Below are 13,437 nucleotides of genomic sequence, written 5' to 3'. Positions count from 1 at the left end.
CGCGCTGCACAAGCCTCTTGAGCACCGACGGCTGCTACCTGTGTCACCGGAAGCAGCCGTTGGCGCTCATTTGATCCTGCCCACCCGCAGCCACGGAGTAATTACCCAAAGGTGCGTTAGCTTAAGGCTTGGCTCGCTCCGTGGAGGATTCTTTCTCGATCATATGGTCGATGTTAACCATGTCGAAGCGTCGGTCTTCAAAGCCTGGCTTGCCGGCCTCCCCAACGCCGATATCCAACTCGCGCAATAAGCCCGGACGATTGAGCAGCTCCAGCGCCACTTCGCGCGCTTGCGGGCTGAACGTTCGGTCAGACGGAATAAGACCCGCCGCCTCTTTCAACTCATTGACATTGACATAGTCATCAGTCCCACCGGCGGTAAACTGCCTGAAATTATCTTTCACGGCCTGAAGCAGCCCGGCGTTGCTCATTGTGCGGTACTCACTCGCTGCATCGCCCAGATCCTGCCGGGAAATACTGCCGTCAAGTGTGCCACTGCGGCCTTGGTCAAGGGTCTTGAACAGTTGGCCCCGCTCCAGCAGCTCCTGCGCGATAGCGGCATCCGCCGCACTGATGGGCCGACCATCCAGAGCGTATCCCGACGCTGCAGCACTCAGTGACGCGTCAGTGATCGTCCCCGTTGAGGGGTCTTGCAGGTTGCTGAAATGGGAGAGCACTTTGGCCGATAAGGACTCGTTACTCTCATTCGCATACGGTCGACCTCCAGCCATCGTGGGAGTCCATTGTTGATTGACTGGCGTCCCCCCATAGGACGGCTGCGGCGCCGCGTACACTCGTGGTGCAGGCGACAACGCGCCCCAGCCTTCCATGCCGCGCGGCCCACCGGACGAAGGCTGTGCGCAGAACTGAGAAGCAAACTGCTGGTTGACCCTCTGTTGCCGCATCGCGCCGTTATAACCCGTTGCGAACTCATTCCCCGCCCGTGGTTGCGGACCTAACTGGTCGATGGCTAGCTGCAAATCCTCTCGGTTGATCAGCCCATCTTCATGACCACCGTTCTGAGCGCGATCAAAAAAGTTTGAGAGACCGTCCCGTCCCACTATATCCCTGGCAAGCAACGTCATCTGATCATCGTAAACGCTGATTCCCAATGGACGATTGGCCACGTCAGTAAGCGAGTTTCGCGAAACGAAAGCACTTTCAGGCGTACTGAAGTATTCGAAGTTGTGGAGCAGCAGCTTTGCAACATCCGAATTGGAATAATAGCTGGTCATATTGCTCGGCATGTTCGCAGTAGCATTGCGCCCATAATCGGCAGGGCAATATCCGAAGTTCTGTGCGGGCGGAGGCGAATAGAGCGGCGGGTTGAAGTTAGGATTCATTGCAACACCTCATGTCTTGGACGTAACGACTGCTTAACCAGGCCAGTAAGCCCTCGATTCAGCTACCTCTTGGTGGCAACCGAAAACAGTGCAGTTCCAAATAAACATGCAGTTACACGCAAGGAATTTACCGTCGCACGCAAAGTAAAAGCCTGTGCAACGATGCGAAAAAGAATGGCATTTGCGTAGGACCGATCTGAAAAGCCCCGCTCTCTCATATACGCTTTCACATCAGAAATGGACTACCCACCAAATGCCTGCGAAGGCCGGCGCAACGTCGGATCAAACGGATTGATCCGCGGCCCGATCGCTGCCGCCTCTCGCTTCAACAATTCCACCACCATCGGCAAACGGCTCGGCCCCAGGCGATCACTGATGGTCGCTACGCTCAACGCCGCCACCGCATGCCCGTCACGGTTAAGAATGGGCACCGCCAGCCCGGCCATGCCTTCGAGCACGCCCGTGTTGCGCGCGGCATACCCCAGGCTGCGCACATTCTCGACCTCCGAACGCAACAGCACCTCGTCGTACACATGGAAATCCCTGAGCCGTGGCAGGTTGTAGCGGATTACCGTTTCGCGCTCTTCCTCGGGCAGGAATGCCAGGATCGCCAGGCTGCCCTGCCCCACGCCCAACGCTACGCGCCCACCGATATCGCCGGTGAAGGTACGGATCGGGTACGGGCCTTCGCTGCGGTCCAGGCAGATCGCGTCGAAGCCACTGCGGGCCAGCAGGAACAGCGAATCGCCCAGCGATGCACTCAAGCGCAACAGGCTTGGCCGTACCAGGTCGCGCAGGTTGCCGGTTTTGCCGGCATTCGCCGCCAGGGCAAAGAACTCCAGGCTCAGGCGATAGCGCTTGCTGCGCGCGTCCTGCTCGACCATGCCTTCGTCCATCAGGCTGCGCAGCAGGCGGTGGGTGGTCGGTTGCGAGAGGCCGACCTGCTGCGCAAGCTGGGTCACGCGTTCACCGCCTTCCGGCACTTCACCCAGGGTGCGCAGCAGTGCGAACAGGCGAGAGACGCCGCCTGAGCCAACTTCCCTGGCTCCTTCATTCCGCTCAGTGGAATCATTCACGCCTTATCTCCAACTAAATTCTGATGAATGAATAAAACAGAAAATAATCATCCATTCAGTGAAATACCGTCTTCCGTCCACTCTAGTCTTCGTCCTAATCTGCGTCCACAGGGGCGAAACGAACAACAACCGGCAGCCGACCGAAGATCGAGCGCCAGCGCACCCGCAACTGTTCTTTCGCATCTGCCCAAAACAAAAAAGCGCGTTTCGACGCGACTCAAACAGGTGGAACGCAGACATGGCATTTCTCCAACTTCGCGCCTTGAGCAAACGCTACGGCGCCGTCGATGCGGTGGTCGCCACCGACCTTGCGGTGGAAAAAGGCGAATTCGTTTCCCTGCTCGGCCCCTCGGGTTGCGGCAAGACCACCACCTTGCAGATGATCGCCGGCTTCGTCGATGTGAGCGGCGGGCAGATCCTGCTCGACGGTCGCGACATCACCCATGCCAAGCCCGCCAGCCGGGGCCTGGGCGTAGTGTTCCAGAGCTATGCGCTGTTCCCGCACATGACGGTGCGCGACAACGTCGCCTTCGGCCTGAAGATGCGCAAGGTGCCCGCCGACGAGATCGCCGCCAAGGTCAAGACCGTGCTGGAGCTGGTGCGCCTGGCCCCCCATGCCGAACGCTACCCCCGGGAGCTGTCCGGCGGCCAACGCCAGCGCGTGGCCCTGGCCCGCGCACTGGTGATCGAGCCGCCGGTACTGCTGCTGGATGAGCCGCTGTCCAACCTCGACGCCAACCTGCGCGAAGAAATGCAGTTTGAAATCCGCCGCATTCAGTGTGCGGTGGGCATCACTACCTTGATGGTCACCCACGATCAGGCCGAGGCGCTATCGATCAGCGACCGTGTGGTGGTGATGCAGGCCGGGCGCGTGACCCAGATCGATGCGCCCTACCGGTTGTACGAGCACCCGCGCACACGGTTTATCTCGGACTTCGTCGGCAAGGCCAATCTGCTCGCCGGCGACTACGATGCCCTGGGCATCCCGCAAGTGCGTCATACAGGCGGCGCTGGCGCGCTGGCCCTGAGCCTGCGCCCGGAGAAAATCCAGCTGCTGGACACGGGCTCGGGTCGCTTGCAGGGCAAGGTGCTGGACCGTTACTTCTTCGGCAGCCAGTGGCTGTACCGGGTCCATACCGACCTCGGCGAAATCACCGTGGTACGCAGCAACGACGGCAGCGCGCCGCTGGGCAACGGCGCGGCAGTGGGCCTGGATTGGCAAGCGGACCTGTTGCGGGTCTTGGCGCCGGACGAGGTGCAGCCATGAGCCGGGGTTACTTACTGTCCCTGCCGGCGCTGGTGCTGTTTGCCGGGCTGTTGGTGCTGCCGCTGGGCCTGACGCTGGTGCTGTCGTTCAACGTGTTCGATTACCAGGTAGGCGTGAAGGCCGATGAGTGGACCTTCGCCCATTACCTGTCGCTGTTCAGTGATGCCTACTTCTACGAGATCTTCTGGCGCACCTTCTGGATCAGTGCGCTGGTGACCCTGCTGTGCGTGGTGATCGGCGTACCGGAGGCCTATATCCTCAGCCGCATGGGCACGCCATGGCGTTCGATTTTCCTGATCCTGATCCTCACGCCGTTGCTGATTTCGGTGGTGGTGCGCGCTTTTGGCTGGAGCCTGCTGCTCGGCGCCGACGGGCTGGTCAACCAAGTGATCCAACTGCTCGGCGGCCGCCCGGTGAAGCTGCTGTATACACCGTTCGCGGTGATCATCGCGCTGGTGCATGTGATGCTGCCGTTCATGATCATCCCGGTCTGGACCTCCTTGCAAAAGCTCGACCCGTCGGCTGAACAGGCCGCGTTGTCGCTGGGTGCCAGCCAGGCCACGGTGATGCGCAAGATCGTCTTGCCCCAAGTGATGCCCGGCGTGCTGTCCGGCACCCTGATTGTGTTCGGCCTGGCCGCCAGCTCGTTCGCCATCCCCGGCCTGCTCGGCGGGCGCCGCCTGAAAATGGTCGCCACGGTGGTGTACGACCAATACCTCTCGGAGCTCAACTGGCCCATGGGTGCGACCATCGCCGTGGTGCTGCTGTTAGTCAATCTGCTGATCATGCTGAGCTGGAACCGCATGGTCGAAGGCCGCTACAAAAAGTCCCTGGGGGTTTGAGCGCATGTCTAGAAACGGTCCGTTGGCCCTCGGTTTCCACGCCCTGGTGGTGGTGTTCATGCTGGCGCCGCTGGTGGTGGTGTGCCTGGTGGCCTTCACCCCGGAAAACACCCTGAGCCTGCCCACGTCGGGCTTCTCCCTGCGCTGGTTTCGCGCAGTGTTCGAGCGCGCCGACTTTATCCAGGCGTTCTATAACAGCCTGGTCCTGGCGTTTACCGCCGCGACCCTGGCCACGCTGATCGCGGTGCCGGCGGCTTTGGCGATCAGCCGTTATGCGTTTCCAGGACGGGATTTTTTCAGTGCGCTGTTTCTGTCGCCGATCATCATCCCGCACCTGGTCCTGGGCGTCGCCATGTTGCGCCTGTTTGCGCTGATGGGCGTGAATGGCAGCTTCACCTGGCTGATGCTCGCCCATGTGGTGATCATCACGCCCTATGTGCTGCGCCTGGTATTGGCGGCCGCCATCGGTATCGACCGCAGTGCCGAACAGGCCGCCGAATCCCTCGGTGCCGGCCGCTTTACGCTGTTTCGCCAGATCACGCTGCCGATGATTCTGCCGGGCGTGGCCGGTGGCTGGCTGTTGGCGTTCATCAACAGTTTCGATGAGGTGACCCTGTCGATATTCGTCAGCTCACCGGCCACGCAAACCCTGCCGGTGCGCATGTACGTGTACGCCACCGAGTCCATCGACCCGATGATGGCGGCGGTCTCGGCGCTGGTGATCGCGCTGACGGCGGCGACCATGATTCTGCTCGACCGGGTGTACGGCCTGGACCGCGTGCTGGTGGGGAAACACTGATGGCCCTGTTCAAGCGACTCGCTGAAACCCAGCGCCCTGCCCTGGCATTCACCCTGGACGGCCAACCGGCCGCAGGCTTGCTCGGCGACACCCTGCTGACGGCCATTCTGACCTGCGCCGAGCACCTGCGCGGCAGCGATTTCAGCGCTGAGCGCCGTGCCGGTTTCTGCCTGATGGGCGCCTGCCAGGACTGCTGGGTGCGCCTTGCAGACGGGCGCCGCGTCCGCGCTTGTTCGACGTTGCTGGAAGAGGGCCAGGCGATCAGCCGTGAACCGGGGCGCCACGCATGAAACCGATTGTGATTGTGGGCGCAGGCCCGGCCGGCATCACGGCGGCGCGAACCTTGCTCGAGCATGGCATCAAGCCGTGCCTGATCGATGAAAGCCTGCGCGGCGGCGGGCAGGTCTATCGGCGCCAACCGGCAAATTTCCAGCGCTCGGCCAAGCAGCTTTACGGCTTCGAAGCGGGCAAGGCCCAGGCCGTGCATCGCACCTTGGACGAGCTGGCACCGCTGATCGACTATCGCCCCGACACCCTGGTGTGGAATGCCGAAGACACATGCCTGGACACGCTCACAGAGGGCCGTGCCGAGCGCGTCGAGTACTCGCGGGTCATCGTCGCCACCGGGGCCACCGACCGTATCCTGCCGGTGCCAGGCTGGACCCTGCCCGGCGTCTACAGCCTGGGCGCCGCACAGATTGCATTGAAATATCAGGGCTGCGCCATCGGCGAGCGCGTCGCGTTCTGTGGTTCGGGGCCATTGCTGTATTTAGTGGCTTACCAATATGCCAAGGCCGGCGCCCAGGTCGTGGCGGTTCTCGACAGCGCGCCCTTGCGCGCCCAATGCCGTGCGCTGCCGGCCCTGCTCGGGCAGCCGCTGACCCTGGCCAAGGGCGTGTACTACCGCGCCTGGCTGACCGCCCACGGGGTTGCCGTGCATCAGGGCGCAACCCTGCGGCAGATTGACGGCGAACAGCGGGTCAGCGGCATTCGTTGGGGCGAACAGCGCCTGGCGTGCGACGCCGTGGCCTTCGCCCACGCGCTGCGCAGTGAGACGCAACTGGCAGACCTGCTCGGTTGCGCGTTTGCCTGGAGCCCCCTGAACCGGGCCTGGTTGCCGCGCCGCGACAGCGCCGGGCGCAGCAGCGTGGCGCAGGTTTACCTGGCGGGCGACGGTGCCGGCATCATGGGCGCCGACGCGGCGCAATTGGCCGGTGAGCGTGCAGCGCTGGCCGTACTGGAAGATATGGGCAAGGAAGTCGATCAGCGGCGCATCACCCGGCTGGAACAGCAGTTGGCGCGCATCCAGCGCTTTCGCCAGGGCCTGGAAACCGCGTTTCCCTTCCCTGAACAATGGGCCGCGCAGGCGCCGGATACGTTGACCCTGTGCCGCTGCGAAGAAGTCAGTGTGGGCGAGGTGCGCGCGGTGGTGGATGAAGGCCACTGGGAGATCAACCGGGTCAAGGCCCATTGCCGTGTTGGCATGGGCCGCTGCCAGGGGCGCATGTGCGGGCTGGCGGCGGCGGAGATCGTCGCCGAGCGCAGCGGGCGGAGCATTGAACAGGTCGGGCGCCTGCGTGCCCAGGCGCCGATCAAGCCGCTGCCGTTCGGCGTGCAGGTGCAGCCGTGATCGACGTTATTGTGTTGGGCGGCGGGATTGTTGGCGCGTCGGCGGCCTTGATGCTTGCGCGCCAGGGTCAGCGGGTGGCGCTGGTCGAGCGGGATTTTTGCGGCTCGCATTCCAGCGGCGTGAATTACGGCGGCGTGCGGCGCCAAGGACGGCCCTTGCATCAGTTACCGCTGTCACAGCGCGCCCATCAGCTGTGGGCCGACCTGCCTGGATTGATCGGCATCGATGGCGAATACGTGCGCTCCGGGCATCTGAAACTGGCGCGCAGTCATGGGGATTTAGCCGCGCTTGAAGCCTATGCCGCGCACACCCGTGGCTTTGGCCTGAACCTGCAATTGCTCGATTACACCCAGTTGCGCGCGCGCTTCCCGTGGGTGGGCGACATCGCAGTGGGCGCCTCACTCTGCCCCGAGGACGGCCACGCCAATCCCCGCCTGGTATCGCCGGCCTTCGCCCGAGCGGCGCAGCGCAGTGGCGCCTGGGTTTATGAGCAGGCAGAAGTGAATCAAATCGACCATGACGGCCAGCGCTTCCAGGTGCACTGCGCCAATGGCCTGCACCTGCAAGCGCCATGGCTGCTCAACTGCGCCGGTGCGTGGGCCGGCAGCGTCGCCGCGCAATTTGGCGAACCGGTGCCGATGATCTCGGCACACCCGGCGATGCTGGTGACCGAGCCGTTGCCGAGGGTGATGAACGTGAGCACCGGCGTCGAAGGTGGCGGCATCTATGCGCGGCAAGTGGCGCGCGGCAACTGCATCCTCGGCGGTGGTCGCGGCTTCGCCCTTGGCCCGCAGCAGGCCCGGCCCGGCCACGCGGCGGTGCTGGAGATCCTGCGCAATGCGGGTGAGTTGTACCCGTTTCTGCGCGGGGCCCAGGCCATCCGTACCTGGAGCGGCACCGAAGGTTATCTACCCGATCATGAACCGGTGATCGGCCCCAGCAGCACCCAACCCGGCCTGCTCCACGGTTTCGGTTTTGCCGGCGCCGGGTTCCAGCTCGGCCCTGCGGTCGGTGAAGCCCTGGCAGAGATCGTCTGCGCGGGTGCCAGCCGCCAGCCCATTGAAGCGTTTTCCATCCGTCGTTTCCAAGCCTGAGAGGAAAAACCCCATGAACCCACGTACCGCGCTGTCCTGCTTGTCCCTCGCCTTGCTCGCGTCCAATGTCCATGCCGCGCCCACGCTGTACCTGGGCATGAACGGCGGCACCATGGAGCGGGTCTACGCCGATAAAGTGCTGCCCGCCTTCGAGAAGGCCAACAACGTCAAGGTGGTGATCGTGCCGGGCACCTCGTCGGACATTCTCGCCAAAGTCCAGGCCAACAAAGACAACCCGCAGATGCATGTGATGTTCCTCGACGACGGCATCATGTACCGCGCCATCTCCATGGGCCTGTGCGACACGCTGGCGCCCAGCCCGACCCTGGAACAGATCCCGGCCAAGGCTAAAATCAAGGACCAGGCCGTGGCCGTGACCCTAGGCGTCACGGGCCTTGGCTACAACGCCAAAATGTTCAAGGAAAACGGCTGGGCCGCGCCCACCTCCTGGATGGACCTGGCCGACCCGCGCTTCAAGGAAAAAGTGGTGTTCCAGTCCCTGGCCTCCTCCACCTTCGGCTTGCACGGTTTCCTGATGTTCAACCGTATCCAGGGCGGCAGCGAGGCCGACGTGGAGCCAGGCTTCAAGGCGTGGCCGAAGACCATCGGCCCCAACGTGCTGGAATACATCGCCAGCTCGGCAAAAATCTCCGAAATGGTGCAAACCGACGAAGCGGCGATCTTCCCGCTGACGCCGACCCAGGTCGCCACCCAGAAACTGCTCGGCGTGCCCATGGAGTATGCGCAACCCAAGGAAGGCGCAGTGGTGCTGAACGTGGCCGAATGCGTGATCGCGCGCAATGACCAGCCGGAACTGGCGCAGAAGCTCGCGGCGTTCCTGCTCAGCGCCCAAGCCCAGGCGCCGGCGCTGGAAGATGGTGACCAGATCCCGTCAAACCCGACCACGCCGACCACCGACAAGACCCGCGCACGGGTCGAGGCGATGCAGGGTTACCTGCAGACGGCGATTTCGATCGATTGGGACCAGGTCAACCAGGCACGTCCGGAGTGGAACGCGCGATGGAGTCGTTCGATCGAGCGTTGATTACAACGGCACGAAGGGCAGCGCGCGTTTGTGCGCTGTCTTGCTGTAGGCCGTCTCGACTAGTCCCCTCACCCGCTCACTCACCGGCTCGCCCATCAGGTACGCATCGATTTCTTCATACGAACAGCCGTAGGCGTCCTCATCCAGTTTCCCCGGTGCCAGTTCTTCAAGATCCGCGGTGGGCGGCTTGTACGCCAGGTTCGTTGGAGCGCCGAGGGCCGTGGCCAGCAGGCGCACCTGGGTTTTGGTCAGGCCGGACAGCGGCGCCAGGTCGCAGGCGCCGTCGCCGAATTTGGTGAAAAAGCCCATCAGCGCTTCGGCCGCCTGGTCGGTGCCGACCACCAGGCCATTGTGCAGGTTGGCGACCGCGTATTGCGCGATCATGCGCGCACGGGCCTTGACGTTGCCCTTGATGAAATCGAGTTGGGCGGCGCTGGCTTCGGCGGCGGCCAGGCTGGCCATCAGGCCGTCGACACTGGCCGCGATGTCGAGGGTGTCGATATGGTCCGGCAGGATAAAGTCCAGGGAAGCCTGGGCATCGTGTTCGTCGCCCTGGGTTTTATAGGGCAGACGCATGGCGATAAAGCGCGCGGCGTAGTCTTCTTCGCGCAGTTGCTGCGCCGCCAGCTGGCACAGGCGGCCGGCGACCAGTGAGTCGACACCGCCGCTGATGCCCAGCACCAGCGCCTTGCAGCCTGAATGGCGCAAGGTGGTCTTGATGAAGTCGATACGCCGTTGAATCTCCTCGGGCTCGCCACCTTTGCCCAGCGAGCGGTTGACGTTCAGTGCACGTGCGATCCGTTCTTGAATTTGCATGTCATTCCTCCACGCTACCTACGTTGAATACTTGTGCCGCGTACTGCAAAAACGACGGGTCTTCGCAGACGTTCTTGACCGGGTCATCGGAGAATTTCACCACCGGCTCACCGTGTACCCGCACCAGCTTCATGACGATACTCAGCGGCTCGACGCCGTCCACATCACAGGCCAGGCTGGTGCCCATGCCGAAGCCGAACCGCGCCTTGCCACGGATGTGCCGCAGGATCGGCAGGCATTTTTCGAAATTCAGACCATCGGAGAACATAAGGTCTTTGGTCATGGGGTCGATGCCGAGTTCCTTATATCTGGCCAGGACTTTGTCGGCCCAGGCGATGGGGTCACCCGAGTCCTGGCGGAGGCCGTCGTAGAGCTTGGCGAAGTACAGGTCGAAATCCTTGAGGAAGAAATCGGTGCTGATGCAGTCGGTCAGGGCCATACCGAGACGGCCACGGTACTCGCGCACCCAGTTCTCCAGGGCGGCGTTCTGGCTTTCGCGCAGACGGCCCAGTTGCTGATGCACCATCAGCCATTGGTGGGCCATGGTGCCGATCAGTGGCAAGTTGAATTCGTAGGCCAGGTGCGCATTGCTGGTACCAAGGAACTGGCCGGGAAAGTCGCGGCGCATGATGTCTACCACTTCGCGCTGGGCCTTGAAGGACAGGCGCCGGCGGGTGGAGAAGTCGGAGACGCGCAGGTCGGCGAGCTCTTCGCGGCTGAGATTCTTCTCCAGCCAGTCGAACTTCTGATACAGCTTGCGGGTGACGTCTTCGAGGGTCACGTCAGGGTATTTGTCGCGGTTGCGCAGTTCGCTGACCAGCGCCAGGACCGGTTGCTCGAACATGATGCAATGCAGCATCGGGCCGATCACGCGGATGTTCAGTTGGCCGTCCACTTCACTGACGTGGATATAGCGCAGGTCGAAGCGAAACAGGCCGAGGAAGCGCTCGTAATCCGGCGTGAGGTATTCGCGAAAACGCGGGTTGAACAGGAAGCGCAGCTCGCCTTCGCGCATCTGCAGGCCGGCAAGCTTTTCCAGCTCGGTTCGCAACGCCGGGATCAGGTGGCCGAGTTTTTCCCTGGAGCGGACGATGAAGTTGTATTCCACGTCTACGTTGGGATGCTGATGCAGCACCGCCTGCATCATGGTGAAGGTGTAGTAATCGGTGTCGAGCAAGCCCTGGATGACCGGGGATTTATCGTCATACGCGCTTTCCATGGTGAGTCTCCTTAACGCGTGGCCATCGCGGCCAGTTCTTCGCGGGTACTGCTGATGACAGCGCCGGCCTCGAGCAACGCATTGACGGCCTGAACCCCGCCCGCCTCAGTGATGCCCCGACACGCCGGCAGGTGCAGCACCACTTGCAGACCGGCCTTGAGCAGTTGCAAGGCGGTGGTCTTGACGCAGTAGTCCAGGGCCAGGCCACCAACGATGACGCGCACGACACCGTGGGCCTTGAGGTATTCGATGACGCCCGTCGACAACTTGTCGTGCAGGTCGTGGTAGCACGCGCCGTAAGGGTGCAGGTCGGGTTCGACACCCTTCCAGATGAAGTAGTCGTAGTCATACGGGGTGGGCAACTCATCCAGCAAGGTGAAGCCCTCGGTACCGGGTACGCAGTGGCTGACCCAGGTGACATCGGCGTGAACGAGGCCCGTGGGTTGCAGCATCTGACTGTGCTGCGCGACCACCCAGGGCGCGTGTGGGGTGTGGGCGTCCTTGCTGCCGATGCGATGCCCGGCAAGGCTGGCCATGTAGTTGAGCTCGGCGCCGATCAGATCACCGCCGGCTACGGGCAACTCGTCGGGACACAACGGCGTGAAACTCTTCTGGGCGTCGACATCGAATGAAGCGATGGCAGTTTTGGCGAGGGTCATGGTGATTCTCCGGTGGCCTGGAAACAAAAGTACATGTCATGTACTTTCATTGCAAGAAACATTTATTTACCGGTACTTCAGCAAGTACATGACATAGCGGTTCGATCCGTTAGACTGTGCCCCACCGCCGTTCAGAAGGACTTCACATGCCACTTAGCGCCTACCTCCACACCGTCGACCTGTGCGCAGTGTTTTACTGCCGCGCCTCGGGCGAACTCAAACTGCTGCTGAACAAACGTGACGCCGAGCCCTTCGCCGGGCATTGGGCGCTGCCGGGTGTGGTGGTGAATGGTGGCGTGCAGGATCTGAGCCTCAAGGATGCCGTGGAACGGTTGCGCGCCAGTGACAAAGTCGGCCTTGAGCTGGCCTGGAGCGAGCAGGTTGGCACGGTGGGCGATGCGTTTCGCGACCCGCGCTGCTGGTCGTCGTCCACTTACTACCTGGCGATTGTGGCGGACGAGGTGACGCTGAGTGAACATCAGGCCTGGTTTTCCCTCAACGCGGTGGCGGACGGCAGCATCAAGCTGCCCTTCGATCACAACCTGATCGTCGCGGCGGTGCAGGAACGACTGTTGTCCAAAGCGCTGTACAGCAGCTTGCCGCTGATGTTTCTGGGCAAGGAGTTCAGTGCGCCGCAAGCGACCGCGATCTTTTCCCTGGTACTGGCGCGACCGGTGCTCAAGACCAGCGTGCGCCAGCGCTTGTTGAAGCTGACGCAAGCGGGATATTTGCGTGAGACGGGGCGCAAGAAGCAGGGTGAAGGCGGCAGGCCACAGGCGACGCTGGAGATGTTGAAGCCAGGAGAGATTTACTTCTTCGACCGCAGTTTTGCCGAGTGACCGGACATGGAGATCCCCGGGTGACCGATGGCTCTAGCTCATCCAATTGCCACCATCGACGTTGTAGGTCTGTGCGACCACATAGTCAGCCTCCTTCGAAGCCAGGAAGATCGCCATGCCGGTCAGGTCTTGCGCCGTGCCCATCCGCCCATAAGGCACCTCGTCGCCTACCCGCTTTTTCTTCTCGCCCGGCGCCAGGCCCTCATGCCTGGCGAACAGCGCATCCACTCCATCCCAGTGCTCACCGTCCACCACACCCGGGGCGATGGCATTGACGTTGATGCCCTGTTTGATCAGGTTCAACCCCGCAGATTGCGTCAGGCTGATCACTGCCGCCTTGGTCGCGCAATACACCGCCACCAGCGCCTCGCCGCGCCGTCCGGCCTGGCTGGCCATGTTGATGATCTTGCCGCCGTGGCCTTGGCGAATCATCTGCCGCGCGGCGGCCTGCAGGGTAAACAGCGTACCGGCGACGTTGATTGAAAACAGCCGGTCATAGCTGTCGCGGGTGATGTCGACGATGGGCGCCAGGTCGAACAGTGCCGCGTTATTCACCAGGATATCCAGCTTGCCGGAATGGGCGACCACGGCGGCCATGGCCGCGTCGATGGAGGTTTGGTCGGTGACGTCCATCGCCACCGCATACGCCTGGGGCCCCAATTCGGCCGCCGTCTGCTCGGCGCGCTGCAGGTTGATATCGGCAATGGCGACCGTGGCGCCTTCCTGGATATAGGCCTGGGCAAACGCGCGGCCAATCCCCCGCGCCGATCCGGTGATCAGCGCGCTTTTACCTTCAAGTCGTTTCATCG

General features: G+C 62.6%; 14 protein-coding genes. 8 read left to right on the top strand and 6 right to left on the bottom strand.

All coding sequences use genetic code 11. The annotated features are described in order from the left end of the window. Window positions 1–121: 121 nt before the first annotated feature. Both C4J88_RS27510 and C4J88_RS11770 read right to left on the bottom strand, forming a co-directional pair. Window positions 122–1,342: a hypothetical protein gene (locus C4J88_RS27510; protein ID WP_177412906.1), complete on the bottom strand. Its 1,221-nt coding sequence runs from the start codon at window positions 1,340–1,342 to the stop codon at window positions 122–124. 242 nt (window positions 1,343–1,584) lie between these two features. After that, complete coding sequence (locus C4J88_RS11770; RefSeq protein ID WP_124406999.1) at window positions 1,585–2,418, bottom strand: IclR family transcriptional regulator; 834 nt, start codon at window positions 2,416–2,418, stop codon at window positions 1,585–1,587. Between the two features lie 238 nt (window positions 2,419–2,656). Between C4J88_RS11770 and C4J88_RS11765 the strand changes: the two genes are divergently transcribed. From C4J88_RS11765 to C4J88_RS11735, 7 genes are read left to right on the top strand one after another with little or no spacing between them, the layout of a single operon-like run. Beyond that, window positions 2,657–3,685, top strand: a complete 1,029-nt coding sequence (locus C4J88_RS11765) for an ABC transporter ATP-binding protein (protein ID WP_124406998.1) — start codon at window positions 2,657–2,659, stop codon at window positions 3,683–3,685. Beyond that, entirely contained in the window at window positions 3,682–4,527 is an 846-nt protein-coding gene (locus C4J88_RS11760) for an ABC transporter permease (RefSeq protein ID WP_124406997.1), read from the top strand. Before C4J88_RS11765 ends, C4J88_RS11760 begins: the two co-directional genes overlap by 4 nt. Before the next feature lie 4 nt (window positions 4,528–4,531). Continuing rightward, a complete protein-coding gene (locus C4J88_RS11755) occupies window positions 4,532–5,326 on the top strand; it encodes an ABC transporter permease (RefSeq protein WP_124366769.1) in 795 nt (264 codons plus the stop codon). Beyond that, the gene (locus tag C4J88_RS11750) at window positions 5,326–5,616 is read left to right on the top strand and encodes a (2Fe-2S)-binding protein (protein WP_124366768.1); all 291 of its coding nucleotides are present in this window, start codon (window positions 5,326–5,328) and stop codon (window positions 5,614–5,616) included. The genes C4J88_RS11755 and C4J88_RS11750 overlap by 1 nt, the downstream gene beginning before the upstream one ends. Further along, complete coding sequence (locus C4J88_RS11745) at window positions 5,613–6,956, top strand: NAD(P)/FAD-dependent oxidoreductase (protein ID WP_124406996.1); 1,344 nt, start codon at window positions 5,613–5,615, stop codon at window positions 6,954–6,956. Before C4J88_RS11750 ends, C4J88_RS11745 begins: the two co-directional genes overlap by 4 nt. Beyond that, on the top strand, window positions 6,953–8,050 hold the full coding sequence (locus C4J88_RS11740; protein WP_124406995.1) for an FAD-binding oxidoreductase: 1,098 nt from the start codon (window positions 6,953–6,955) through the stop codon (window positions 8,048–8,050). The genes C4J88_RS11745 and C4J88_RS11740 overlap by 4 nt, the downstream gene beginning before the upstream one ends. A 13-nt stretch (window positions 8,051–8,063) precedes the next feature. Further along, the gene (locus tag C4J88_RS11735) at window positions 8,064–9,095 is read left to right on the top strand and encodes an ABC transporter substrate-binding protein (RefSeq protein WP_124366765.1); all 1,032 of its coding nucleotides are present in this window, start codon (window positions 8,064–8,066) and stop codon (window positions 9,093–9,095) included. On the opposite strand, the gene nadE is transcribed toward C4J88_RS11735, so the two are convergent. From nadE to C4J88_RS11720, 3 genes are read right to left on the bottom strand one after another with little or no spacing between them, the layout of a single operon-like run. Next, window positions 9,096–9,911: an ammonia-dependent NAD(+) synthetase gene (nadE, locus tag C4J88_RS11730; RefSeq protein ID WP_124406994.1), complete on the bottom strand. Its 816-nt coding sequence runs from the start codon at window positions 9,909–9,911 to the stop codon at window positions 9,096–9,098. Between the two features lies 1 nt (window position 9,912). Further along, on the bottom strand, window positions 9,913–11,130 hold the full coding sequence (gene pncB, locus C4J88_RS11725; protein WP_124370460.1) for a nicotinate phosphoribosyltransferase: 1,218 nt from the start codon (window positions 11,128–11,130) through the stop codon (window positions 9,913–9,915). An 11-nt stretch (window positions 11,131–11,141) separates the two neighbouring features. Next, the gene (locus C4J88_RS11720; RefSeq protein WP_124366762.1) at window positions 11,142–11,789 is read right to left on the bottom strand and encodes a nicotinamidase; all 648 of its coding nucleotides are present in this window, start codon (window positions 11,787–11,789) and stop codon (window positions 11,142–11,144) included. Between the two features lie 146 nt (window positions 11,790–11,935). Between C4J88_RS11720 and C4J88_RS11715 the strand changes: the two genes are divergently transcribed. Beyond that, a complete protein-coding gene (locus C4J88_RS11715) occupies window positions 11,936–12,628 on the top strand; it encodes an NUDIX hydrolase (protein WP_124366761.1) in 693 nt (230 codons plus the stop codon). A gap of 33 nt (window positions 12,629–12,661) precedes the next feature. Here C4J88_RS11715 and C4J88_RS11710 read toward each other — a convergent pair whose 3' ends face one another. Beyond that, complete coding sequence (locus tag C4J88_RS11710; RefSeq protein ID WP_124406993.1) at window positions 12,662–13,435, bottom strand: L-iditol 2-dehydrogenase; 774 nt, start codon at window positions 13,433–13,435, stop codon at window positions 12,662–12,664. Between the last annotated feature and the right edge of the window lie 2 nt (window positions 13,436–13,437).

Source organism: Pseudomonas sp. R4-39-08 (assembly GCF_003852275.1).
Classification (GTDB): domain Bacteria; phylum Pseudomonadota; class Gammaproteobacteria; order Pseudomonadales; family Pseudomonadaceae; genus Aquipseudomonas.
This window is presented reverse-complemented; position numbering and strand designations above follow the sequence as displayed.

Coding starts and splice junctions, on each gene's coding strand:
- C4J88_RS11745 (WP_124406996.1), top strand. CDS start 5,613: ATGAAACCGATTGTGATTGTGGGCGCAGGCCCGGCCGGCATCACGGCG.
- nadE (WP_124406994.1), bottom strand. CDS start 9,911: ATGCAAATTCAAGAACGGATCGCACGTGCACTGAACGTCAACCGCTCG.
- C4J88_RS11760 (WP_124406997.1), top strand. CDS start 3,682: ATGAGCCGGGGTTACTTACTGTCCCTGCCGGCGCTGGTGCTGTTTGCC.
- C4J88_RS11715 (WP_124366761.1), top strand. CDS start 11,936: ATGCCACTTAGCGCCTACCTCCACACCGTCGACCTGTGCGCAGTGTTT.
- C4J88_RS11735 (WP_124366765.1), top strand. CDS start 8,064: ATGAACCCACGTACCGCGCTGTCCTGCTTGTCCCTCGCCTTGCTCGCG.
- C4J88_RS11755 (WP_124366769.1), top strand. CDS start 4,532: ATGTCTAGAAACGGTCCGTTGGCCCTCGGTTTCCACGCCCTGGTGGTG.
- C4J88_RS11710 (WP_124406993.1), bottom strand. CDS start 13,435: ATGAAACGACTTGAAGGTAAAAGCGCGCTGATCACCGGATCGGCGCGG.
- C4J88_RS11765 (WP_124406998.1), top strand. CDS start 2,657: ATGGCATTTCTCCAACTTCGCGCCTTGAGCAAACGCTACGGCGCCGTC.
- pncB (WP_124370460.1), bottom strand. CDS start 11,130: ATGGAAAGCGCGTATGACGATAAATCCCCGGTCATCCAGGGCTTGCTC.
- C4J88_RS27510 (WP_177412906.1), bottom strand. CDS start 1,342: ATGAATCCTAACTTCAACCCGCCGCTCTATTCGCCTCCGCCCGCACAG.
- C4J88_RS11750 (WP_124366768.1), top strand. CDS start 5,326: ATGGCCCTGTTCAAGCGACTCGCTGAAACCCAGCGCCCTGCCCTGGCA.
- C4J88_RS11720 (WP_124366762.1), bottom strand. CDS start 11,789: ATGACCCTCGCCAAAACTGCCATCGCTTCATTCGATGTCGACGCCCAG.